Here is a 20,702-nt window from a genome sequence, read left to right on the forward strand (position 1 = left end):
CCATGCACGTCGTCTTTCGCGAAAGCCACGGGCTGGAAGATAACGAGGCACCGTTTGATCCGGGGCAAACCCCTGCTGATCTGGTTGTGCTGTCGTTCTCCGACAGTGACCTTGGCGCTTTCGCGGCGGGCTGGCATCGGGGCGGCGGCAAGGAAGGAAAGCTGCCTTCGCTGCGCCTGTGCAATCTGGTTGCGCTGCGGCATCCGGCGTCGGTGGACAACTACGTTGAGCAGACGCTGACAGGGGCGAAGGGCATTCTGATCCGCCTGATCGGAGGAGAGAATTACTGGCCCTACGGGATCATGCAAGTGCAGGATTTCGCACGACGTCACGATATTGCCTTGGCCGTATTGCCGGCCGATGGTCGCGAGGACCCGGCGCTGGATGGGCATTCGACCCTGCCGGTTTCGACCCTGCGCAGGTTGTCTCATCTTTGCGATGCGGGAGGAGCGGTTGCCGCGCAGGCCGCGCTGGCGCAACTGGCGCTTGCGGCGGGGTTCTATGCAGGGCCGGTGACGGGCGCAAAGACCGTGCCGACCTGCGGATACTACGATCCCGACAAGGGCGTGATGCTGGACGCAGGCGCCAAGGGGCCAACGGTCGTGGTGACGTTTTACCGCAGCTATTTGACGGCAGCGGATACCGCGCCGGTGGATGCGCTGATCCAACGCCTGCGCGCGAGGGGATTTGGGGCCGTGGGGCTTTTCGTGCCGTCCTTGAAAGCGGAGTCAGGTCGCGCGTTTCTGACCGAAGCACTTGCTCAGTTGGAGCCTGTGGCGATTGTCAACGCAACGGCGTTTTCGGGGCGGGGCGGCGATGGTGTGTCGCCCTTGGATGCGCCCGGATGTCCGGTGTATCAGGTGGCTTTGTCCACTGCCCGCCGCAAGGAATGGGCGGCGGCGGAGCGGGGATTGTCACCCGCGGATCTGGCCATGCACGTCGTGTTGCCAGAAGTGGACGGGCGGATTTTCACTGGCGTTGTCAGTTTCAAGGCACCGGAGAAGAAAGACCCCGACCTGCAGTTTTCGCGGTTTTCTCACCGGGCCGCTGAGGACCGGATAGACGCAGTGGTTGACCGTGTCGAAGGGTGGTTCAACCTGGGTCAAACACCTGCCGCGCAACGATCGCTGGCGCTGGTGTTGTCAACCTATCCGGGGCGGGCTGATCAGATGGCCCATGCTGTGGGGCTGGATGCGCTGGCTTCTGCCGAGGCGATGTTGGGTGACTTGGGCAAAGCGGGTTATGACGTGACGCAGGCGGATGGGCTGGCCGGTGCACTGGCGTCTCAGACGATGGCGTTTGCGGTGTCGGACTACCGCGCGGCGCTGCGCGACCTGCCGCAGCAGATGCAGGACGATTTGCACACCGCTTGGGACGCAGCGGAGGATGATCCGCTGTGTATAGATGGCGCATTTCGTTTCCCTACGGTGGCGTATGGAAAAGTGCGTGTGACCCTGCAACCCGAACGGGGCAGCATTGACGCCCGCGATACCGATTATCACGATCTGGCCCGCATCCCGCGCCATTCCTATGTGGCGTTTTACCTCTGGCTGCGCGCGCAGGGCATCGATGCGATGGTGCATATCGGCGCGCATGGGACACTGGAATGGCTGCCGGGCAAGGCGGTGGCGCTGTCGGGCGACTGCTGGCCAGAAGTGCTGACCGGGGCGATGCCGGTAATCTATCCATTCATCGTCAACGATCCCGGTGAAGCCGCGCAGGCCAAGCGGCGGATTGGCGCGCTCACGCTGGGGCATCTGCCACCGCCGCTGAAGGAAGGCGCGACGCCGGACGGGCTGGTTCGGCTGGAACGGCTGCTGGATGAATACTCTACCGCGGACGGGCTTGACCCGGCGCGCCGCGACCGGCTGATCGAAACGATCCGGGATGAGGCACAGGCGGCGGGGGTGGAGGATGATCTGGGTCTTGCGCCAGATGCCTGCCCGGCGGAGGCAATCACCCGGATTGACCGGTTTGTCTGTGACATCAAGGAGAGCCAGTACGGCGACGGGCTGCATATCTATGGCGCGGGCGAAGGGGAGATGAACGGCCTGCTGCGCGCGCTGGATGCCAAGCGCGTGGATGCAGGGCCAAGTGGCTCACCCTATCGCGGGCGGTCAGATGTACTGCCGACGGGGCGCAACCTGTTCGCCGTTGACCCACGTTCGGTGCCGACCCGGTCTGCCCATGCGCAGGGGGTAAAACTGGCCGAAGAACTGATCCGGCGCCACTTGCAGGATGAGGGAGATTATCCGCGCGGCCTGGTCGTCGATCTCTGGGGGTCTGCGACGATGCGCACGGCCGGGGAAGAGATTGCCATGGCGCTGCATTTGGCAGGGCTGGCGCCTGTCTGGGATGAAGGCAGCGAACGGGTGTCCGGCGTTGAGGTGGTCCCGCTGACATTGCTGGGGCGTCCCCGCATCGACGTGACACTTCGGGTGTCCGGACTGTTCCGCGATGTCTTCCCCGGTCTGGCACAGCTGTTCGAAACAGGTGCCACCGCACTGGCGGAGCGGGAAGAAGCGGCGGATATGAACCCTTACAAGACGCGCACGCCGCGCGTCTTTGGCCCCAAGCCGGGGCTTTACGGGATGAACATGGAAACGGCGATGCTGGATTATTCCGACGCAGGCCGGGCCGCGGCGGGGGAAGCGTGGTTGCGCGCCTCCGAATGGGCGATTGATGCCAAGGGTGAGGTGCATCAGGATCGCGCCGCTTTGGAGGCCCAGTTGGAAACGGTGGATGGATTTGCCCATGTGCAGGACCTGATGGAAAGCGATGTTTTGCTATCCTCGGATTATGCAAGCCACGAAGGCGGTTTTGCTGCCGCAATGGCGCATCTGGGTGCTGCGACCCCTGCGCTTTATCATATCGACAGCGCAACGCCGGACCGCCCCCGCGCCCGGTCCATGGCCGAAGAAATCGCGCGTGTTGTACGGGGCCGCGCGGCAAATCCGGATTGGGCCAACGGCATGATGCGCCACGGGTTCAGGGGGGCGGCGGAAGTCGCGGCAACGCTGGACAATCTGGCTGCATTCGCGCATCTGACCCGCGATGTACCGGGGCATCTGTTTGACCTTTATTATGACGCAACGCTGGGGCGGGCTGATCTGGTGGACTTCATGGAACGGGAAAACCCACAGGCGCTCGACGCCATGCGTGACCGTTTCGCGGCACTGCGCGAGGCGGGCCTGTGGGTGACGCGGCGCAATTCGATCCTGAGCCAGATGGCCGCCGCGGAATGACCAGCGTGCCACAGATCAAGGGCTCCTGCCCCGGTGCCCTGCGCCCGATGATGTCCGGTGACGGGCTCGTGGTGCGGGTGCGCCCCTTTGGCGGGCGGCTGCGCCGGGCGCAGGCGGACGGCATCGCAACACTGGCCGCCGCCCACGGCAACGGGCGCATAGATCTGTCGAGCAGGGGCAACGTGCAGATCCGCGGCGTGACCGAGCAGAGCCATGGACCGCTCATAGAAGGGCTGCGTCGCATGGGCCTGATCGATCCAAGTGCAGAGGTCGAAAGCCGCCGCAACATTCTTGTCACGCCGTTCTGGCAGACCGGAGAGGAAACCGAAGCATTCGCCGCGTCGCTGTGCGAAGCCCTGACGTCGCAGGACGCACCGGCGCTGCCCGCGAAGTTTGGTTTCGCGGTAGACACAGGGCGTGCACCGGTTTTGCAGACGGCTTCGGCCGATATTCGGCTGGAGCGGGATGCAGGTGGTGGCTTGATCTTGTGCGCGGACGGCGCGCAGACCGGAAAGCCGGTCACAACCGAAACCATCATTCCCGAAGCGATGGCGTTGGCGCAATGGTTCATGAACACACGCGCAGATGACAAGCGGATGGCCGGTTTGCTGGCGTCCGGAGCAGCCTTGCCAGATGAGTTCTTCGTCCCGCGCCAAGGGCAAAGTTATGTGCCCGCTCCGGGGCGGTCGCCGCTGGGCGCATTGGTGGGTCTGGCCTTTGGACAGATGTCGGTGGAAACGCTGGCAAGCATCGCCAAACATGGTGGCCTGCGCATGACGCCGTGGCGGATGTTGCTGGTGGAAAACGCGCGGGAATTGCCTGGGGTGGAAGGGTTGATCACCGACCCTGCCGATCCGCTCTTGCGCGTGATCGCCTGCACCGGCGCGCCGCGCTGTCCGCAAGGACATGCCGTGACCCGCGATCTGGCGCGAACACTTGCCCCCTATCTGGGCGCGGATCAGCTTTTGCATGTTTCGGGCTGTGCCAAGGGCTGCGCGCATCCCAAGCCTGCCCCCCTGACCGTCACCGCAACACCGGAAGGTCTGTCGCTGATCCGCGACGGGCGCGCGGATGACGCCCCGCAGGAAACAAACCTGACACCTGACGACATCATCAAGGCGCTTTGAATGCCCCACACCTACATCACCGATGGCGCGGAGATTTACCGCCAGTCCTTTGCCACGATCCGGGCCGAAGCCGCGCTGGACCGTTTCACGCCAGAGGAGGAGATCGTCGCGGTGCGGATGATCCACGCCGCAGGCATGGTCGGCCTGGAAGATCATGTGCGCTTTTCCGAAGGCATGGCAATTGCCGCGCGAGCCGCGTTGGAGAATGGCGCGCCGATCCTGTGTGACGCCTACATGGTCAGCGAAGGGATAACCCGCAAGCGGTTGCCGCGCGAGAATGCCGTGATCTGCACCCTGCGCGACCCCAGTGTGCCGAAGCTGGCAACACAGATGGCCAACACCCGCTCGGCCGCGGCGCTGGAACTTTGGCGCCCGCATCTGGATGGTGCGCTGGTGGCGATCGGGAATGCACCAACGGCGTTGTTCCATCTGCTCAATATGCTCCAAGACCCTGCGTGTCCCCGCCCTGCGGCAATCATCGGCTGCCCGGTGGGGTTCATCGGTGCTGCGGAAAGCAAGGAAGCGCTGATGCAGGACCTTCCGGTGCCGTCGATGATCGTTCAGGGACGGCTGGGGGGGTCGGCCATCACGGTGGCCGCCGTGAACGCGCTGGCCAGCAGGGTGGAATGACATGGGCAAGGTGATTTGTGCGGGCCTCGGACCGGGTGACCCCGACCTGCTGAGCGTCAAGTCCGACCGGACCATCCGCGGGGCAAGGCATCTGGCCTTTTTTCGCAAGAAGGGCCGCGCGGGGCAGGCGCGAAGTATCGTCAAGGACATGCTGCGCGAGGATGTGATCGAATACCCGATGGAATACCCGGTCACGACGGAATTGCAGTTCGACAGCCCCGAATACCGCCAGCTCATGGTAGATTTCTACGCGGAGTGGGCCGACACGCTGGCTGATCTTGCCCAACGCGAGGAAGTTGTGGTGCTGTGCGAGGGTGACCCGTTTTTCTATGGCTCCTTCATGCATCTGCACACGCGGCTTCAAGGCCGCGCGGAGGTGGAGGTGCTGCCCGCCATTCCCGGCATGGTGGGGTGTTGGAATGCCCTCGATACCCCGTTCACTTGGGGCGATGATGTTGTCACAATCCTGATGGGAACATTGCCGGAAGGGGAACTCGTCGATCATATGACCCGCGCAGATGCGCTGGTGGTCATGAAAACCGGGCGCAACCTGCCAAGGGTGAAGCGTGCGCTGGCGCAGGCCGGAAGGCTTAATGACGCGTGGCTGGTGGAAAAGGGCACGATGCCGGGTGAACGGATCGCCAAACTGGCAGAGACGGACGAAAACGATTGCCCCTATTTCGCATTGGTTCTGGTCCACGGACAGGGCCGCAGACCGGAGGCCGAGGGATGAGCGGCTGGATCGCCGTCGCGGGCCTTGGGCCGGGGGATGACCGCATGGTCACGCCACAGGTGACGGATGTTCTGGCGCAGGCAACCGATGTGATCGGATATATTCCCTACGTGGCCCGGGTGGCCCCGCGAAAGGGACTATCCCTTCATCCAAGTGACAACCGGGTGGAGCTGGACCGCGCGCTGCATGCCTTGCAACTGGCAACGGAAGGCGCACGCGTGGTGATCGTATCTTCGGGCGATCCGGGGGTATTTGCGATGGCGTCGGCCCTGTTCGAGGCGGTCGAAGCGCATCCGGAGTTCGCGCAGACCCAGATCAATGTATTGCCCGGCATCACCGCGATGCTGGCGGCAGCGGCACGGGCGGGCGCGCCCTTGGGGCATGATTTCTGTGCAATCAACCTCAGCGACAACCTCAAACCATGGGAGACGGTGGAACGGCGGTTGCGGCTGGCGGCGCAAGCGGATTTTGCCATGGCCTTCTACAACCCACGCTCCAGGTCGCGGCCCCATCAGTTTGGTCGGACACTTGAGATTTTGCGACAGGAACAAGGGCCGGATGTGCTGATCACCTTTGCGCGCGCGGTCAGTACGCCGGACGAGGTTCTCAACACCGTGACACTGGGAGAGGCGACGCCAGAGATGGCGGATATGCGGACGGTTGTCCTTGTCGGAAATTCCGCGACACGGCGGGTCGGACGGTACGTTTACACGCCCCGGTCAGCCTCGTGAGACAACCAGCGCATCACATCTTCGGTGCTGTTGGCCGTGGGCACCACGGGCAGAACAGGACGTTGGGCAAGGATCACAGCCAGCCCCAGATTGCGCGCAGCGATGAGCTTTGCAGCAGCCCCCGTGCCACCAGCATTCTTGGCGACGATATGCGTGATCTTGTGCTGTTGCAGCAGGGCAGTATCGCCCGCCACGTCGAAGGGGCCGCGCGCCAGCGTGATGGTATGATGGGGCAACGGGATCGGCACAGTTGGCGGATCAACAAGCCGCAGAAGATAGTGGTGCTGGGGCTTGCAGGCAAACAGATCAAGGTTTTGCTTGCCAATGGCAAGAAAGACGCGGGCGGGCGTATCAGACAGCGCGTTGGGCAGGGCGTCCATGTTCGGGACAATCTGCCAGGTATCGGTTGGTTCGGGGGTCCATGGCGGACGTTCCAGCCGGACAAGCGGCGTGCCGCACGCGGTACAGGCGGCATGGGCGTTTCGGCTCATTTGGGCGGCGAAGGGATGGGTGGCGTCGATCACATGAGTGATCGCCCCTGTGCGCAGATAATCTTTCAGACCCGCAACACCCCCAAAGCCACCCACCCGCAGGGGCAAGGGCTGGGACACCGGATCATGGGTCCGCCCCGCATAGGAGAAAACCGCACGCATTCCCGCGTCAGCAAGCACGCGGGCCATCTGGCTGGCTTCTGTCGTACCGCCCAGCAGGAGGATGTGCGTCATGTCTGATCCCTGGGTCAGTATCGTTGGAATGCCGGACGATAGCCTGACGGCTTTGACGCCTGCAAGCCGAAGCGCGATTGATGCGGCCGAGATAATCTTTGGCGGGCCGCGCCATCTGGAACGTGTTGGTGCAGGCGACCGGGGACAGGCCTGGACGGTGCCTTTTTCCGTGGCGCCCGTGCTTTCTGCGCGCGGCAGACGCGTGGTGGTGCTGGCTTCTGGCGATCCGTTCTGGTTCGGCGTGGGCGGCAGCCTGTCAACGGCGCTGGAGCCCGGTGAATGGCAGGTCTTCCCGGCGCCATCGACGTTCTCGCTTGTGGCGGCGGCGCTGGGCTGGCGAATGGAAGACGTGACATGCCACGGGCTGCACGCCGCGCCGTTTGAACGACTGCGGGCGACCTTGGCACCGAAAGGGCGGATGATCTGTCTGGTGCGCGATGGCGATGCGCCTGCGGCTTTGGCGGCATGGTTGGTCACCCAAGGTGCAGGCGCCGCACGTTTGACGGTGTGCGAAGCGATGGGCGGTCCGCAGCAGCGGATCAGGGAAACGACCGCATCCGGGTTCGATCTGAAAGGCGTCGCAGCACCTGTGGCGGTTGCCGTGGCGTTGCCGAAGGATGTTGGCCATACGGGGGCGTCTGGTTTGCCCGACACATTATTCGCAAGCGACGGACAACTCACCAAGCGGCCCGTACGGGCATTGACCCTAAGCGCGCTCGCACCGCGCAAGAGCGAGCGGCTTTGGGACATTGGTTCAGGGTCTGGCACGATCGCGGTGGAATGGTGTCTGGCAGGCGGGCATGCGCTGGCGTTTGAGCAGCACGCAAGTCGTGTGGCGAACATCTTGAGGAACGCTGCTGACTTCGGTCTGGATCACAGGATCAAAGTGCATGAAGGGGATGCGGCGGTGCTGATCCCCGATGCGCCCTTGCCGGACGCTGTCTTCATCGGCGGCGGCGCGTCGCAGGCGCTTCTTGATCAGCTCTATGCGGTTTTGCCCAGCGGCACACGGTTGGTCGCGAATGGGGTAACCCTGGAGACGGAGGCGCTGCTTGCACTGGCACATCGCGAAAAGGGCGGCAATCTGATGCGGATCGAACTGGCGCAGGCCGGATCGCTGGGCACGATGCGCGGTTGGCAACCAGCGCGGCCAGTCGTCCAATGGAGCGTGGTACTATGAGGGTCGTGGGCCTGGGATTCCGCGGCGGCGCGGACATGGCAAGCCTGCAGGACGCGCTGACGCGGGTATTGGCGGACGCAGGCGGCAGCATTGACGCGATTGTCACGGAAAGCGGCAAGGCCCGCGCGGTCGCCTTTCGGGATCTGGCGCAGGCCTTGGACGTACCGGGGTTGGGCGTTGCCGTATCGGACCTTGGACAGATGATCACCCCCACACAATCCGCGCGGATCATCGACAGGTTCGGGACCGGGTCCCTGTGCGAAGCGGCGGCTTTGGCGGCTGTGGGGACGGATGGGCGGCTGGTTGCGGGGCGTGTCGTCTCGGGCGATGGTATGGCCACTGCGGCTTTGGCGGAAAGGTAGGGAAATACGATGACGGTTCATTTCATCGGGGCAGGGCCGGGTGCGGCTGATCTGATTACCTTGCGCGGTCGCGATCTGATCGCGGCAAGTCCGGTTTGCCTCTATGCGGGCTCGCTGGTGCCGGAGGCTCTGCTGAGCCACTGCCCCGACGGCGCGCGGATCGTGAACACCGCGCGCATGTCGCTGGACGAGATCATGGCGGAAATCTCCGCCGCGCATGACGCGGATCAGGATGTGGCGCGGCTGCATTCGGGGGATTTGTCGGTCTGGTCCGCGATGGGCGAACAGTTGCGGCGATTGCGTGCGCTGGACATCCCCTACGACGTAACGCCGGGAGTACCGTCATTTGCTGCGGCTGCGGCGACGCTTGGTGCGGAACTGACACTGCCGGGTGTGGTGCAATCGGTGATCCTGACGCGGACTTCCGGTCGCGCGACGGCTATGCCCGAGGGGGAGACGCTGGCGAACTTTGCGGCTACGGGCGCGACGTTGGCCATTCATCTCAGCGTCCATGTGCTGGACAACGTGGTCGAGGAACTGACCCCGCATTACGGGGCGGATTGCCCTGTCGCCGTGGTCTGGCGCGCAAGCTGGCCGGATGAACGGGTGGTGCGCGCGACGCTTTCCACACTTCAGACCGCTATCGGAGCCGAGATGGAGCGTACGGCGCTGATCCTCGTGGGTCATGCGATCGGCGCGGAGGACTTCGGGGAAAGCCGTTTGTACGCGGGCGACTACGATCGACGGTTCCGACCTGTTGGCACCGACCCACGGTTTCCGGAGACGGCGGAATGATCCCTCCCGGCCTGATGATCTCCGCGCCAGCCTCCGGCACGGGCAAGACCACGCTGATGTTGGGCTTGCTGGCCGCTTTCCGAGCGCAGGGCATAGAGGTGCAACCGTTCAAGAGCGGACCTGACTACATTGACCCTGCATTCCATACGGCAGCGTCTGGTCGGGCGTCGTTCAACCTCGACAGCTGGTCGATGGATCGGGCGCGGATTGACGGTTTGGCTGGAAATGCTGCGGGTGCAGATCTGATTCTGGCCGAGGGGTCCATGGGTCTGTTTGACGGCGTGGCGCGGCCCGGTGGCTGCGGGAATGGTGCGAGCGCGGATATCGCCACGCTGATGGGATGGCCTGTCGTGCTGGTGCTGGATGTGTCGGGCGCCGCGCAGTCGGTTGCGGCGACGGCACTGGGATTCTCGAAAATGCGGCCCGAAATGCCATTTGCTGGCGTGGTGCTGAACCGCGTTGCCTCCCCCCGGCACGAGACGCTGGTGCGCGTCGGTATGGAGCAGGTCGGCGTCAAGGTGCTCGGCTCCTTGCCGCGCCGGAGCGAGATTGAACTACCGGAACGGCATCTGGGGCTGGTTCAGGCGGGGGAGCAGGAAAACCTGCCTGACCTTCTTGCCGATGCAGCAGCTTTCGTGGCGGAGCATGTGGACCTGCAGGCATTGCGTGCCGCTGCAGGCGGGGCGACGGATGCCATCAAGGACCCTGCAAAGGTCATTCCACCGGGTCAGCGCATCGCCCTGGCCCAAGACAGCGCCTTTGCCTTTGTCTATCCGCACCTGCTGGCCGGTTGGCGCGCCGCCGGGGCTGAGGTTCTGCCGTTCTCTCCCCTTGCCGACGAAGCGCCTGACGACAGTGCGGATGTGTGCTGGCTTCCCGGCGGATATCCGGAATTGCATGCAGGCACCCTGGCGGCGGCAGAAAGGTTTCGTGCCGGATTGCAGAAGTTTGCACAAGCCCGCCCCGTGCACGGGGAATGCGGTGGCTATATGGCGATGGGCGCAGGGCTGATCGACAAGGATGGCACCCGCCACCAGATGACAGGTTTGCTGGGGCTTGAAACATCCTTTGCCAAGCGAAAGTTTCACCTTGGCTACCGAAAGGCCGATCTGAACGCGCCCTTGCCGGGTCATGCAGTGCGGGCGCGCCTGACGGGGCATGAGTTTCATTATGCGACCATTCTGGAGGAACCGGACGAACCGCTTGCGCACATCACGGACGCCAATGATCAGCCCGTGCCGGAAACCGGGTCTCTGCGCCGGTACGAAGGCGGGGGATGTGCGACAGGCACGTTCTTCCACATGATTGCGGAGGGGGTATGAGCGGCTTTGTCTCTTTCGTTTCATCCGGCCCCGGCGATCCTGAACTGCTGACCGTCAAGGCAGTCGATCGGCTGGCGCGCGCTGAAGTCGTGCTTTTCGATGACCTGAGCGCAGGTCCGATATTGGAACATGCGGGACCGGAGGCGGATCTGATCGGGGTCGGCAAACGCGCCGGACGGGCGTCACCCAAGCAGCATCATGTCAGCCAGCTGCTGGTAGAGCATGCACAGACCGGGCTGCGGGTGGTGCGTTTGAAATCAGGTGACAGCGGCTTGTTCGGGCGATTGGAGGAAGAGACCGCCGCCCTGCAGGAGGCGGGGATCGGGTTTGAGATCATTCCCGGCGTGACTTCCGCGTCTGCGGCGGCGGCAGCTGTGGGTATTCCGTTGACGCGCAGGCTGACAGCGCGACGGGTGCAGTTCATCACCGGTGCCGATGTGACAGGCGGATTGCCGGAAGATGTGAACATGGCCGCTTTGGCCGACCCGCTGGCGACAACCGTCGTCTACATGGGCAAACGGACGTTTCCGGCTCTGGCAGCGCGTTTGATGGCATACGGATTGTCGGCGGATACGCCCGCACTGCTGGCAGAAGCGGTGTCAACGCCTGCGCAGAAGGTCACCCGGTTTACGATTGAGAGCCTTGCCGCGCATCTGGGCGAAGTGACCAGCAGCACACCTGCATTGATCCTGTATGGCGCGTTGGCGGAGATGGTGGAGTGAAAGTGTTTGTCTGCACGACCTGCACAGAGGATGGTTCATTCCTCGACGTGGTGCGCGCGGGATTGCCCGACTGCGAGGTCGAGGGGATCGACTGCATGTCGGGCTGCACGCGGGCGCAAACGGTGGCATTCCGAAGTTCCGGCAAGGTGGCCTATCTGTTTGGGGATATGACTGCTGGCGACATGGAAGATTTACGGAATTTCGCACGTCTCTACGACGCGTCTGTTGATGGCACCTTCAAGGACGCACGTGTGTTGGGGGATCTACGCACCAAGGCGATTGCACGGATACCGGCATGATTCTGACGCTCATCGGTATTGGCACTGGAAACCCTGAACATCTGACCCTGCAGGCCGTGCGTGCGATCAATGCGCAGGACATGATACTGATCCCGCGCAAGGGGGAAGGCAAAGCTGATCTGGCCGTGCTGCGGCGCGACATCTGTGCGCAGGTGCTGACCAATCCGGACACGCAAGTGGTGGAGTTCGACCTGCCCGTACGAGACGAGGCGACGCCAGACTATCAGCAGCGGGTGCGTGATTGGCATGACGCCATCGCTGCAACCTGGGTGGCTGCAATGGACGGGGCACAAGGCCGTATCGGACTTCTCGTGTGGGGTGATCCATCCCTTTACGACAGCACACTGCGCATTGCGGAACGGCTGGAGCCTGCCCCGGTGATTGAGGTGGTGCCCGGTATCACCTCGCTTCAGGCGCTGACGGCAGCGCATGGCATACCGATCAATGACATCGGCGCGCCTTTTGTCGTCACCACCGGGCGACAGTTGCGCGATCACGGTTGGCCGGCGGGCGCGGACCGCGTCGCGGTGATGCTGGACGGGGCTTGCGCGTTTCAGACGCTGGACCCGGCGGGCTTGCACATCTGGTGGGGCGCTTATGTCGGAATGGCAGAGCAGATCATTTGCGCCGGGCCGGTGGCAGATGTGACAGACCAGATCATCACAATGCGCGCAGAGGCGCGCGCAGCGCATGGCTGGATCATGGACATCTATATTCTGGCGCGCCACTGAAGCTTGAGCAAAAAAAACCCGGCCTCGAAAGGCCGGGTTTGAGTTCAGGACTGAAGAGAGGATCAGCCCTTGGAGAAGTCGGGATAGGCTTCCATGCCCAATTCAGATGTATCAAGGCCGTTGATTTCGGCTTCTTCACTGACGCGGATGCCTACCACGGCCTTGAGGATGAACCAGATCACCAATGAGACGACGAAGGTAAAGACGCCATAGGCCACAATACCGGTCAGCTGATTGATGAGGGTTGCATCGCTGTTGTAAAAGATCACCGCAATGGTGCCCCAGATGCCTGCCAGCAGGTGAACCGGGATCGCACCTACCACGTCGTCGATCTTGAACTTGTCCAGCATGGGCACGGCAAAGACCACGATCACACCACCGATGGCACCGATCCACAGCGCACCGAACAGGGTGGGTGCAAGCGGTTCCGCGGTAATTGACACTAGGCCCGCAAGCGCACCGTTGAGCACCATGGTCAGGTCGGGCTTTTTGTAGAGCAACTGCGTCAATATCAGCGCGGTCACGGCGCCTGCGGCAGCCGCCATGTTGGTGTTGGCGAAGATACGGCTGACGTCAGATACATCACCAACTGTGCCCATGGCCAACTGTGAACCGCCATTGAAGCCAAACCAGCCCAGCCACAGGATGAACGTACCCAGTGTGGCCAGCGCAAGGTTGGAGCCCGGCATCGGGTTGACACGCCCGTCTTTGTATTTGCCCAGACGCGGGCCCAGTACGATGGCCCCGGCCAAAGCTGCCCAACCCCCGACGGAATGGACAACAGTCGATCCCGCAAAGTCCTGGAAGCCCATCGCATCAAGCCAGCCGCCACCCCATTTCCATGAGCCGGAGATCGGGTACATGACGCCCGTCAACAGCACCACGAAGATCAGGAAGGGCCAAAGCTTGATCCGTTCGGCCAATGCGCCCGACACAATGGAGGCTGTCGCCGCGACAAAGACCAACTGGAAGAAGAAATCGGATCCGACGGATGCGTAATCCAATGCAGCATCCGCTGCTGCAACGCCGACCGGGTCAAGTACGGTGGGTACAAAGAAGCTCCCGACGTAGCCATTGAAATCACCCGGATACATCAGGTTGAAGCCAATCAACCAATACATGATCGCCGCAATGGAGTAGAGCCCGATGTTCTTTGTCATCTGCATCGTTACGTTCTTGGACCGGACCAGACCGCCTTCGAGCATGGCAAATCCTGCGGCCATGAAGAACACCAGAAAGCCCGCCATACAGAACAGCAGGGTGGTCATGATATAGGGTCCGACTTCATCGAAGCTTGGCGCGGCGTCGGCGTCCTGTGCAAACGCAAGCGTCGGCAGCAGCGCGGCTGCGACGGCAAGCGTTGAAATGAGATATGTCTTTTTCATCATTATATCCTTGGGTTAGATGGCGTCTTCGCCGGTTTCACCGGTGCGCACCCGCACCGCTTGTTCGACGTCGAGGACAAAGATCTTGCCGTCGCCGATCTTGCCGGTTTGTGCCGTGCGCGAGATCGTCTCGACCATCTGGTCGGCAACGGCATCGGCCACGACAAGCTCCAGCTTTACCTTGGGCACGAAGTTCACGACGTATTCCGCGCCCCGGTAGATTTCCGTGTGACCCGACTGTGCGCCGAAGCCCTTGATCTCTGTTACCATCAAGCCGCGGACACCCGCTTCGGTCAGTGCCTCACGCACTTCCTCAAGCTTGAATGGTTTGATTGTTGCAATGATGAGTTTCACCGATTTTCCCTCTTCCGGTTGTCAGGGCAGCCCTGAATGCAGGTGCAGAAAACCGACAAAAGCGGGGCATGTGGAAGATTGGAGGGAGAAATCAGAGAGTATCGGACGGTGTAAATGCACAAAATTTGTGCTGCGGAGAAAATATGCCTAAAAAATCATCACCAATTTAACGGGCTTTGCATATTCAAACGCTAAACAATCCTGACCAAGGCGCGTATGATCCATGAAAAACCAAAGCCGGGCAGGCAGCATTCATGAGTGATTCATCCAGGCGAAAGCCACTGGTGGCGGACAAGCGTTACACGTCCAAAAGCAAAGCCGCAGTCAAGAAGAAGGCAAAACCGACGGCACGCAAGGCGGCACCGGCGAAACGCAGGGCGCGTAAAGCGGCCCGGCCTCGGCGCGGCGGCATCATCGGGTTTTTCTCCGGTATTATCGGATGGTTCCTGCGGTTGATCTGGAAGATCACCTGGCGCGTGACAGCCTTGGGCGTTCTGCTTCTGGGCCTTGCGGTCGGCTATTTCTACACCACGCTGCCACCGCTTGAGGCGCTGCTGGATGGCCGTGCGCGGGGGTCTGTCACCCTGCTGGATCGCAACGGCGAGGTTTTCGCCTGGCGGGGGGATCAGTTCGGCGGTGTGGTGACCGCGCAAAGTGTGTCCAAGCACCTGCGCCACGCCGTTATCGCCACGGAGGACAAGCGGTTTTACAGGCATTTCGGCGTAAGTCCGCGCGGTATCGCCTCTGCCGTGCGCATCAACCTGCGCGAAGGGCGCGGGCCGCTATCGGGGCATGGGGGCTCCACCATCACACAGCAGGTGGCCAAGCTCATTTGCCTTGGCGAACCCTATGATGCGTCCTCTGGCATGACGGAGCGCGAATATGAGGCCGGGTGCCGCGCAGGAAACGTGCAACGCAAAGCCAAGGAAGCGCTTTACGCCATGGCGATGGAGCTGAAGTACTCCAAGGATGACATCCTGTCGATCTACCTCAACCGGGCCTACATGGGCGGCGGTGCCTATGGCGCGGAAGCGGCGGCGCAACGGTTCTTCGGCAAACCCGCCGCTGCGGTGAATGCGGCCGAAGGCGCGATGCTGGCGGGACTGCTGACCGCACCAAGCAGCCTGTCACCCACCTCGAACCTGAACCGGTCACAAAACCGCGCGGCGACCGTGGTGCGCCTGATGCGTGATCAGGGATACCTTACGGAGCAAGAGGCGCAGGCGGCGCAGAACAACCCCGCGGAACTGTCAGAGGCGGCAGAGGCACGGGCGGGCGGCTATTTTGCCGATTGGGTCATGTCGACCGGACCCGAATTCTTTACCCGGAACACCACCGAAGACGTGATCATCAAGACGACGCTTGACCAGCGGATCCAGAAAGCTGCCGAAGACGGGCTGAAATGGGTATTCGAAAACAAGGTGCGTGAAGGTTCCGAAGCACAAGCAGCCGTGATCGTCATGTCCGCCGACGGTGCGGTCCGCGCCATGGTGGGGGGGGCGAAAGACCAAGGTTGCCGGCGCGTTCAACCGTGCCACCCAAGCGCTCCGCCAGACCGGGTCAGCGTTCAAGCCCTTCGTCTTTGCCGCTGCACTTGAACTGGGCTATTCGCCGAACGATTTGATCGAAGACGCCCCCTATTGCCTGAATATTCCCGGCTCCGGGGAATGGTGCCCCAAGAACTACACCAACAGCTTCAAGGGGATGGTGACCCTGACCAGTGCTCTGGCCAACTCGCTGAATATCCCGGCGGTCAAGATATCAGAAAGCGTCGGCCGCGCCGCCGTGCACCAAGTGGCAACCCAATTCGGGATCAAGAACGATCTGGCCGCAGGCCCCGCGCTGGCGCTTGGCGCGTCCGAAAGCACCTTGATCGAAATGACAGGCGCCTATGCGGGTATCCTGAACGGCGGGTCATCGGTGACGCCTTATGGGCTGATCGACCTGCGTTTGCTGGGCGATGATCAACCGCTGATGGGCACCGGGGGCGGCATCGGGGAGCGGGTCATTCAGGAAAGCGCGGCACAGCAGCTTGTGTACATGATGGAGAAGGTAATCTCCGAAGGAACCGGTGCACGGGGACAGTTTGGCGGGCGGCAGCTTGCGGGCAAGACCGGCACGACCTCTGCCGCGAAGGATGCGTGGTTTATCGGGTTTTCGGCAGATTATGTGGCGGGTGTCTGGATGGGATACGACGACAACACCCCATTGCGTGGGGTGACCGGCGGCGGCCTGCCAACAGACATCTGGCGCGAAACGATGAGCCGCGTCCACGAGGGATTGCCGCTTCGGGAGTTGCCGATGGCCTTGCCGGCACCGCCAAGTGGGCTGGGGGACACCTCTGATCAGGGACTGCCAATTCCGTTGGGTGACGCCAACGGCGGTGGCAACCGGCCCGGGAACATCATTGATCAGGTTCTGAACGATATCTTCGGGGGCGGCGACAGCAGCGGCAACCGCCCGCAGACCACGGGCGGCGACCGTTAGCGGCGGCGGCTGCTGACGTCGGCACGGCGGCGTTCAAGGTATTCCGCGCGTGCGGCCTCATAGGTTGCAGGCTTGGCGCGACGGCTGCCTTGTATCACACCGTCGGCAAGGCCGATCCCGGTCCCGACATACCGTTCAGGCTCTGGCAAGCGGTAGGACAGCGGATCGGTGAAAAGGTCCACAACACGCCCCGCGACGTCCCGTTGGGTCGATGCGCCCAGAATGGGCAGCATCACGAATGCCCCTTCGCCCACGCCCCACACATGCAGGGTTTCGCCAAAATCGGTATCATGCTCCGGCACGCCGAATTCACTGGCTGCGTCCACAAGGCCGCCCATGCCCAGCACGGAATTGACGGAAAAACGGTGCAACGCCAATCCCGTGCCGCGCAGATCCCCCTGAAGCAAGCTGTTGACCGCAACCTGTGGCATCGACAGGTTCTCAGACACGTTGTGGATCAGGTCCTGAAACGGCTCAGGAATGACCGACGCCACACCGCCGCCAGACCCCTGCGAGGTCAGCTTTTGATTGACCGCAAAGGTCTTGCGGTTCTGCACCTCATAGGGATCATTCGTGGCCTGCGATCCTGAAAGGGGCGCGGTCGTGCTGGCGCACGCGCCCAGCAATCCAAATCCGGCAGCAGCGGCCAAAAGGCGTAGACGGATAGGGGCAGACAAAGTGGCAGACAACGGCAATTCCTTCCCACACTGAACGTGAAGTACACTGGAAAATGGCCCGTGACAGGCCAAGGTCAAGCATTCCAATAATCAATCCAGTACGGTGAATCGCGCATCACGCATAGCGGAAATTGCGCAGTGCACGGCTGCGTGATCACAAAAGGGATCAGAACGCGAATGACGGGCCTACTGCGGCCTTGCCGGTTCGTGCTGGACGGCAAATCCGTGGCGCATCCGCGGACCAGTGCAAAGCGCCGTCCGCCGATTCTTTCGCCTGCACCTCCTGCGAAATCCGTTCTGGGGTTTTCGCCCTGCCTTAACCCGTTTAGCGTCGCGCTGAAACCACAATCCCGCGCAAAGGAATTCCATCATGAGCATCACGGAACGTTTGTCTGAACTGGGCGTGACCTTGCCCGACGCCCCAGCCCCTGCGGCCAACTATGTACCCTTCGTAAAGACAGGGAACACGGTCTATGTCTCTGGCCAGATTTCAATGGGGCCGGATGGATTGATCATCGGCAAACTGGGTGCCGATATGGAAGTGGAAGCAGGTGCAGCCGCCGCCAAGACCTGCGCGATCAGCCTGTTGGCACAGTTGAAAGCCGCCTGCGATGGTGACATCGACAGGTTGGTGCGGGTGGTGAAGCTTGTGGGGTTCGTGAACTCCACCGCCGATTTCACCGACCAGCCCAAGGTCATCAACGGCGCGTCGGACTTTCTGGTCGAAGCACTGGGCGACAAGGGCCGACATGCGCGCTCTGCCGTGTCGGCGGCATCGCTGCCCCTGGGTGTCGCGGTAGAGATCGAAGGCATTTTTGAGATCAAGTGATGTTGCCGGAAGTCTTTGCCCGCCTGCCCTTTGCCCATCGCGCCCTGCATGACGTGTCGGACGGCCGTCCCGAAAACAGCCGCGCTGCGATCAGGGCGGCGATTGCAGCCGGTTATGGGATCGAGATTGACCTGCAATTGAGCGCGGATGGCGCGGCGATGGTGTTCCACGACTACGCCCTGGACCGCCTGACCGGGGCAACGGGCGCGGTGCGGCTATGCGACCGCGCCACGCTGGAAGGCACGGCGTTGACGGGCGGTGCAGAAGGCATTCCCGGACTGCCTGAAGTGCTGGCAATTGTCGCAGGTCAGGTACCGCTGCTGGTAGAAATCAAGGATCAGGATGGCGGCATGGGCCCGAACATCGGGCTATTGGAACAGGCTGTTGCGCGGGATATCGAAGGGTACGCGGGCCCGCTGGCAATCATGTCGTTTAATCCGCATACGGTGGCCGTGATGGGGGATCTTTGCCCGAACGTGCCGCGCGGGCTGGTGACAAGCGCTTACCGCAAGGAAGAATGGCCGCTATCGCAGGCCGTTTGTGATACCCTGCGGGAAATCCCGGACTACGCCCGTGTTGGTGCCACGTTCATCAGCCATGAGGTCGATGATCTGGACCGACCGCGCGTTGCGGAATTGAAGGCACAAGGCGCGCTTGTCTGCTGCTGGACGGTGCGATCTGCAACACAGGAAGCGCAGGCGCGCAGGATTGCGGACAATATTACCTTCGAAGGCTATCTGGCCGCTTTGCCGACTTGAACCGCACAGGCTGCGCCACACATTACGGCCATGGCAGGCGAGCATGACATGACAGAACATTCCGTTGAAATCAGGGTGGTATCGCGGCTGGCGGAGATTGGCCAATCGGCTTGGGACGCATGTGCCTGCCCGGAAACCCAAACGGGCGCGCCCGCGATCGACCCCTTTACGACCTATCGTTTCATGTCGGCACTTGAGGAAAGTGGCAGCATCGGCCCCGGCACGGGCTGGCAAGCGCAATACCTGACGGCAACATTGGCTGGACAGGTGATCGCGGTGGCGCCCATGTACGCCAAGTCGCACAGCCAGGGCGAATATGTCTTCGACCACAACTGGGCCCATGCCTTTGAACGGGCAGGCGGGCGGTATTATCCCAAGTTGCAGATCGCGGTGCCCCATACCCCGGCCACGGGACGCCGGTTTCTGATCCGTCCGGGGTTCGAAGACGCCGGATTTTCGGCGCTTGTTCAAGGCGCGGTGCAGCTGACCCAGAACAACGCCCTGTCATCCTTGCATGTCACGTTCTGCACACCCGACGAAGCGGAACGCGGGCGGCAAGTGGGCCTGCTTGTGCGCAAGGGCCAGCAGTTTCACTGGCGCAATGACGGATACGCCGACTTCGATGAATTCCTTTCCAGTCTCAATTCACGCAAGCGCAAGAACCTGCGAAAAGAACGCGCGCAGGCACAAGCCTTTGGCGGTACGATCCAGACCTTTACGGGCGATGACCTGCAGCCCGAACACTGGGATGCCTTCTGGACGTTCTACCAGGACACAGGCGCGCGCAAATGGGGCACGCCCTATCTGACGCGCCGCTTCTTTGACATCGCACAGGAGACGCTGCGCGATGACATGGCGCTGGTGCTGGCCGAACGGAATGGCCGTTGGGTCGCCGGGGCGCTGAACTTCATCGGGGTCGACGCGCTTTATGGGCGCTATTGGGGCTGTATCGAACACCATGCCTGCCTGCATTTTGAACTGTGCTATTATCAGGCGATTGATCTGGCCATCGCGCGCGGCTTGTCCACGGTCGAGGCTGGCGCGCAGGGCGAACACAAGCTGGCGCGCGGGTATATGCCGACACCGACCTGGTCGCTGCATTACATGCGCGACGCGGGTTTTGCGAATGCGGTAGAGGATTATTTGCAGGCAGAACGCGATGCCGTCGACGAAGAAATCGAGATTTTGACAGACTACGGACCGTTCAAACGCATCCAAGTGGAGGAACAGGAATGAACGAGAAACTGAGTGACGAGACCCGCAAGACCGTTCTGCAACCTCTGTTCAATACCGGTTGGGCAATGGTCGAAGGGCGTGATGCAATCCACAAGACCTTCGTGTTTTCCGATTTTGTGGAGGCCTTTGGCTGGATGACCCGCGCGGCGATCTGGGCGGAAAAGTGGAACCACCATCCCGAATGGGACAACGTCTACAAGACCGTGAACGTGACGCTGACCACGCATGATGTGGACGGGTTGAGCGCGCTGGATGCAAAGCTGGCGCGGAAGATGGACGGGTTGTTTTCGGGGTGATGGGGCGTCGCTTTCCTTGAAAGAAAGCGGTCGGAAATTCTGAAAATTTCCGATGCCCTTTGTGCAGGCTGAGCTTCG

Annotated in this window: 20 protein-coding genes and 1 pseudogene; 17 read left to right on the forward strand and 4 right to left on the reverse strand. The window is 62.2% G+C overall.

Annotated features, from left to right (window positions below; translation table 11 throughout):
• Positions 1 to 2: 2 nt before the first annotated feature.
• The 5 genes from cobN to cobJ are packed head-to-tail and all read left to right on the forward strand — an operon-like array spanning position 3 to position 6,466.
• Positions 3 to 3,245: a cobaltochelatase subunit CobN gene (gene cobN, locus AB4X18_RS09450; RefSeq protein WP_432817331.1), complete on the forward strand. Its 3,243-nt coding sequence runs from the start codon at positions 3 to 5 to the stop codon at positions 3,243 to 3,245.
• The gene (gene cobG, locus AB4X18_RS09455) at positions 3,242 to 4,372 is read left to right on the forward strand and encodes a precorrin-3B synthase (protein ID WP_432817332.1); all 1,131 of its coding nucleotides are present in this window, start codon (positions 3,242 to 3,244) and stop codon (positions 4,370 to 4,372) included. Before cobN ends, cobG begins: the two co-directional genes overlap by 4 nt.
• Complete coding sequence (locus AB4X18_RS09460) at positions 4,373 to 5,002, forward strand: precorrin-8X methylmutase (protein WP_370399844.1); 630 nt, start codon at positions 4,373 to 4,375, stop codon at positions 5,000 to 5,002. It begins immediately after the preceding gene.
• 1 nt (position 5,003) lies between these two features.
• Positions 5,004 to 5,735, forward strand: a complete 732-nt coding sequence (gene cobI / locus AB4X18_RS09465; protein WP_370399845.1) for a precorrin-2 C(20)-methyltransferase — start codon at positions 5,004 to 5,006, stop codon at positions 5,733 to 5,735.
• Positions 5,732 to 6,466, forward strand: coding sequence for a precorrin-3B C(17)-methyltransferase (gene cobJ, locus AB4X18_RS09470; RefSeq protein WP_370399846.1), 735 nt, complete (start codon positions 5,732 to 5,734; stop codon positions 6,464 to 6,466). The genes cobI and cobJ overlap by 4 nt, the downstream gene beginning before the upstream one ends.
• Here cobJ and AB4X18_RS09475 read toward each other — a convergent pair.
• A complete protein-coding gene (locus tag AB4X18_RS09475; protein WP_370399847.1) occupies positions 6,442 to 7,191 on the reverse strand; it encodes a cobalt-precorrin-6A reductase in 750 nt (249 codons plus the stop codon). The two genes, cobJ and AB4X18_RS09475, sit on opposite strands and share 25 nt — an antisense overlap.
• Between AB4X18_RS09475 and cbiE the strand changes: the two genes are divergently transcribed.
• From cbiE to cobF, 7 genes are read left to right on the forward strand one after another with little or no spacing between them, the layout of a single operon-like run.
• Entirely contained in the window at positions 7,190 to 8,371 is a 1,182-nt protein-coding gene (gene cbiE / locus AB4X18_RS09480; RefSeq protein WP_370399848.1) for a precorrin-6y C5,15-methyltransferase (decarboxylating) subunit CbiE, read from the forward strand. The genes AB4X18_RS09475 and cbiE overlap by 2 nt on opposite strands.
• A complete protein-coding gene (locus tag AB4X18_RS09485; RefSeq protein WP_432817333.1) occupies positions 8,368 to 8,733 on the forward strand; it encodes a cobalamin biosynthesis protein in 366 nt (121 codons plus the stop codon). The genes cbiE and AB4X18_RS09485 overlap by 4 nt, the downstream gene beginning before the upstream one ends.
• Positions 8,734 to 8,742: 9 nt before the next feature.
• On the forward strand, positions 8,743 to 9,528 hold the full coding sequence (gene cobM / locus AB4X18_RS09490) for a precorrin-4 C(11)-methyltransferase (protein WP_370399850.1): 786 nt from the start codon (positions 8,743 to 8,745) through the stop codon (positions 9,526 to 9,528).
• Positions 9,525 to 10,850, forward strand: coding sequence for a cobyrinate a,c-diamide synthase (locus tag AB4X18_RS09495; protein ID WP_432817334.1), 1,326 nt, complete (start codon positions 9,525 to 9,527; stop codon positions 10,848 to 10,850). The genes cobM and AB4X18_RS09495 overlap by 4 nt, the downstream gene beginning before the upstream one ends.
• Positions 10,847 to 11,572, forward strand: coding sequence for a uroporphyrinogen-III C-methyltransferase (cobA, locus tag AB4X18_RS09500; protein WP_370399851.1), 726 nt, complete (start codon positions 10,847 to 10,849; stop codon positions 11,570 to 11,572). Before AB4X18_RS09495 ends, cobA begins: the two co-directional genes overlap by 4 nt.
• Positions 11,569 to 11,871: a DUF1636 family protein gene (locus AB4X18_RS09505; protein WP_370399852.1), complete on the forward strand. Its 303-nt coding sequence runs from the start codon at positions 11,569 to 11,571 to the stop codon at positions 11,869 to 11,871. The genes cobA and AB4X18_RS09505 overlap by 4 nt, the downstream gene beginning before the upstream one ends.
• A complete protein-coding gene (gene cobF / locus AB4X18_RS09510) occupies positions 11,868 to 12,602 on the forward strand; it encodes a precorrin-6A synthase (deacetylating) (protein ID WP_432817335.1) in 735 nt (244 codons plus the stop codon). Before AB4X18_RS09505 ends, cobF begins: the two co-directional genes overlap by 4 nt.
• Before the next feature lie 62 nt (positions 12,603 to 12,664).
• On the opposite strand, the gene AB4X18_RS09515 is transcribed toward cobF, so the two are convergent.
• Together AB4X18_RS09515 and AB4X18_RS09520 are read right to left on the reverse strand one after the other, a co-directional pair.
• Positions 12,665 to 13,987: an ammonium transporter gene (locus tag AB4X18_RS09515; RefSeq protein ID WP_370399853.1), complete on the reverse strand. Its 1,323-nt coding sequence runs from the start codon at positions 13,985 to 13,987 to the stop codon at positions 12,665 to 12,667.
• A gap of 15 nt (positions 13,988 to 14,002) precedes the next feature.
• Positions 14,003 to 14,341, reverse strand: coding sequence for a P-II family nitrogen regulator (locus AB4X18_RS09520; protein WP_299876691.1), 339 nt, complete (start codon positions 14,339 to 14,341; stop codon positions 14,003 to 14,005).
• Positions 14,342 to 14,595: 254 nt separating this feature from the next.
• Here AB4X18_RS09520 and AB4X18_RS09525 point away from each other — a divergent pair.
• A pseudogene (locus AB4X18_RS09525) lies at positions 14,596 to 16,828 on the forward strand (transglycosylase domain-containing protein).
• Here the strand turns inward: AB4X18_RS09525 and AB4X18_RS09530 are convergent.
• Positions 16,825 to 17,517 (reverse strand): MlaA family lipoprotein, encoded by a 693-nt coding sequence (locus AB4X18_RS09530; protein WP_370399854.1) that lies wholly within the window; start codon positions 17,515 to 17,517, stop codon positions 16,825 to 16,827. The pseudogene AB4X18_RS09525 and the gene AB4X18_RS09530 overlap by 4 nt on opposite strands.
• A 358-nt stretch (positions 17,518 to 17,875) precedes the next feature.
• Between AB4X18_RS09530 and AB4X18_RS09535 the strand changes: the two genes are divergently transcribed.
• The 4 genes from AB4X18_RS09535 to AB4X18_RS09550 are packed head-to-tail and all read left to right on the forward strand — an operon-like array spanning position 17,876 to position 20,624.
• Entirely contained in the window at positions 17,876 to 18,334 is a 459-nt protein-coding gene (locus AB4X18_RS09535) for a RidA family protein (protein WP_370399855.1), read from the forward strand.
• Complete coding sequence (locus tag AB4X18_RS09540) at positions 18,334 to 19,092, forward strand: glycerophosphodiester phosphodiesterase family protein (protein WP_370399856.1); 759 nt, start codon at positions 18,334 to 18,336, stop codon at positions 19,090 to 19,092. Before AB4X18_RS09535 ends, AB4X18_RS09540 begins: the two co-directional genes overlap by 1 nt.
• 48 nt (positions 19,093 to 19,140) lie before the next feature.
• Positions 19,141 to 20,328, forward strand: coding sequence for a GNAT family N-acetyltransferase (locus AB4X18_RS09545; protein ID WP_370399857.1), 1,188 nt, complete (start codon positions 19,141 to 19,143; stop codon positions 20,326 to 20,328).
• A complete protein-coding gene (locus tag AB4X18_RS09550; RefSeq protein WP_370399858.1) occupies positions 20,325 to 20,624 on the forward strand; it encodes a 4a-hydroxytetrahydrobiopterin dehydratase in 300 nt (99 codons plus the stop codon). The genes AB4X18_RS09545 and AB4X18_RS09550 overlap by 4 nt, the downstream gene beginning before the upstream one ends.
• Positions 20,625 to 20,702: the final 78 nt, after the last annotated feature.

The sequence above is a fragment of the Sulfitobacter rhodophyticola genome (genome assembly GCF_041281685.2).
Classification (GTDB): domain Bacteria; phylum Pseudomonadota; class Alphaproteobacteria; order Rhodobacterales; family Rhodobacteraceae; genus Sulfitobacter.

What these genes read in the sequence shown, in the direction of transcription:
- cobM (WP_370399850.1), top strand. Translation starts at nt 8,743, where the DNA reads ATGACGGTTCATTTCATCGGGGCAGGGCCGGGTGCGGCTGATCTGATT.
- AB4X18_RS09485 (WP_432817333.1), top strand. Translation starts at nt 8,368, where the DNA reads ATGAGGGTCGTGGGCCTGGGATTCCGCGGCGGCGCGGACATGGCAAGC.
- AB4X18_RS09495 (WP_432817334.1), top strand. Translation starts at nt 9,525, where the DNA reads ATGATCCCTCCCGGCCTGATGATCTCCGCGCCAGCCTCCGGCACGGGC.
- cobJ (WP_370399846.1), top strand. Translation starts at nt 5,732, where the DNA reads ATGAGCGGCTGGATCGCCGTCGCGGGCCTTGGGCCGGGGGATGACCGC.
- AB4X18_RS09460 (WP_370399844.1), top strand. Translation starts at nt 4,373, where the DNA reads ATGCCCCACACCTACATCACCGATGGCGCGGAGATTTACCGCCAGTCC.
- AB4X18_RS09545 (WP_370399857.1), top strand. Translation starts at nt 19,141, where the DNA reads ATGACAGAACATTCCGTTGAAATCAGGGTGGTATCGCGGCTGGCGGAG.
- AB4X18_RS09475 (WP_370399847.1), bottom strand. Translation starts at nt 7,191, where the DNA reads ATGACGCACATCCTCCTGCTGGGCGGTACGACAGAAGCCAGCCAGATG.
- cobF (WP_432817335.1), top strand. Translation starts at nt 11,868, where the DNA reads ATGATTCTGACGCTCATCGGTATTGGCACTGGAAACCCTGAACATCTG.
- AB4X18_RS09515 (WP_370399853.1), bottom strand. Translation starts at nt 13,987, where the DNA reads ATGAAAAAGACATATCTCATTTCAACGCTTGCCGTCGCAGCCGCGCTG.
- cbiE (WP_370399848.1), top strand. Translation starts at nt 7,190, where the DNA reads ATGTCTGATCCCTGGGTCAGTATCGTTGGAATGCCGGACGATAGCCTG.
- cobA (WP_370399851.1), top strand. Translation starts at nt 10,847, where the DNA reads ATGAGCGGCTTTGTCTCTTTCGTTTCATCCGGCCCCGGCGATCCTGAA.
- AB4X18_RS09535 (WP_370399855.1), top strand. Translation starts at nt 17,876, where the DNA reads ATGAGCATCACGGAACGTTTGTCTGAACTGGGCGTGACCTTGCCCGAC.
- AB4X18_RS09550 (WP_370399858.1), top strand. Translation starts at nt 20,325, where the DNA reads ATGAACGAGAAACTGAGTGACGAGACCCGCAAGACCGTTCTGCAACCT.
- cobN (WP_432817331.1), top strand. Translation starts at nt 3, where the DNA reads ATGCACGTCGTCTTTCGCGAAAGCCACGGGCTGGAAGATAACGAGGCA.
- AB4X18_RS09540 (WP_370399856.1), top strand. Translation starts at nt 18,334, where the DNA reads ATGTTGCCGGAAGTCTTTGCCCGCCTGCCCTTTGCCCATCGCGCCCTG.
- cobI (WP_370399845.1), top strand. Translation starts at nt 5,004, where the DNA reads ATGGGCAAGGTGATTTGTGCGGGCCTCGGACCGGGTGACCCCGACCTG.
- cobG (WP_432817332.1), top strand. Translation starts at nt 3,242, where the DNA reads ATGACCAGCGTGCCACAGATCAAGGGCTCCTGCCCCGGTGCCCTGCGC.